Annotated in this window: 1 protein-coding gene and 1 pseudogene; both read left to right on the top strand. The window is 71.0% G+C overall.

Annotation, left to right across the window (positions count from 1 at the left end; translation table 11 throughout):
- A pseudogene (locus tag ACFYPN_RS33695) lies at window positions 1–234 on the top strand (terminase); the annotation flags it as partial.
- Between the two features lie 10 nt (window positions 235–244).
- The coding region (locus ACFYPN_RS33690; RefSeq protein ID WP_389303715.1) for a phage portal protein at window positions 245–1346 on the top strand (1102 nt) is incomplete at its 3' end.

The raw sequence follows: 1346 nt of genomic DNA, 5'->3' as shown, positions 1-1346 counted from the left end.
CAGATGGCCGACGCGATGACGCAGGACGCGGTACGCCACCGCGAGCAGGCGCCGCTGACCGCCGCGGTGAACGGGGCCCGGACCCGCCGGGTCGGTGACGCCTGGACCCTCGACCGAACCAAAAGCCTGACGGACGTCTCCCCGTTCTTCGCGGTGACGATCGCCCGGTGGGCGCTGCTCGCCCGGGGGCCGGCGGTGCTCGACGACTACGACGTGATGAACAGCGTCATGTGAGGAGGTGCCCATGCCCCGCTGGACACGCGCCCTCGCGGCGCCGTTCCGCCGGTTCGGTCAGGCCACGGTGCGGGCGATCACGTCCCTGCCCTGGGGGTCGGGTGGCGGGTCGCCGTCCGCGGTGTCGGCGCACTCGGCTCTGACGCTGATCCCGGTGTTCGCGTCGGTGCGGATCCTCGCGGACAACGTGGCCGCGCTGCCGCTCCAGTTGTTCCGCCGCGACGGCGCGGACCGGCAGCCGGTCAGCTTCGTGCCCGCGTTGTTCTGGGCGCCGGACGCGGCGGGCGACCTGTTCACCTGGCTCCACAAGTGCGTGCTCAGCATGGCGCTGCGGGGCAACGCCTACGGGCTGATCACCCAACGGGACCCGCTCGGGTTCCCGACGATGATCGAGTGGCTGAACCCGGACGACGTCTGGGTGGACGAGCTGAACCCGGTCCGTCCGGTCTTCTACTGGCAGGGCCGGGTCGTGGACCGTGCCGACATCCTGCACATCCCGTGGGTGGTCATGCCCGGCCGGGTCGTGGGCCTGTCCCCGGTGGCGCTCTTCGCGCAGACGATCGGCGCCGGCCTCAGCGTCACCGAGTACGGGCGGTCCTGGTTCCACAACGGGGGCACCCCGCCGGCGGTGCTGAAGAACAGCGGCAAGACGATCGGCCCGGACGAGGCCGAGGAAATCTCCGACCGGCTGTCCGGGCGGATGCGGTCACGCAAGCCCCTGGTGATCGGGACCGACTGGGACTTCACCGCGCTGTCCGTGTCGCCGGAGGAGTCGCAGTTCATCGAGTCCATGCGACTCAACGCCAGCCAGATCGCAGCGATCTACGGCGTGCCGCCCGAGAAGGTCGGCGGCGACACCGGCGGGAGCCTGACCTACAGCACGGTCGAGATGAACGCGCTCGACCTCATCAACTCCACGCTCCGCCCGTGGCTCGTCCGCCTGGAGGGCGCGTTCACCAGGCTCATGCCGGGCCGGGAGTTCGTCCGCTTCAACCTCGACGCGATGCTCCGCACGTCCGTGCTCGACCGGTACAACGCGCACGGCATGGCGCTCGCGCAGGGCTGGCAGAACCGCGACGGCGTGCGCGCGCTGGAGAACCTGTCACCGCTCC

Source organism: Streptomyces sp. NPDC005576 (assembly GCF_042871745.1).
In the GTDB taxonomy this organism is placed as follows: domain Bacteria; phylum Actinomycetota; class Actinomycetes; order Streptomycetales; family Streptomycetaceae; genus Streptomyces.
The sequence above is the reverse complement of the archived record's forward strand: the minus strand, read 5'-3'. Positions and strand labels throughout refer to the sequence as shown.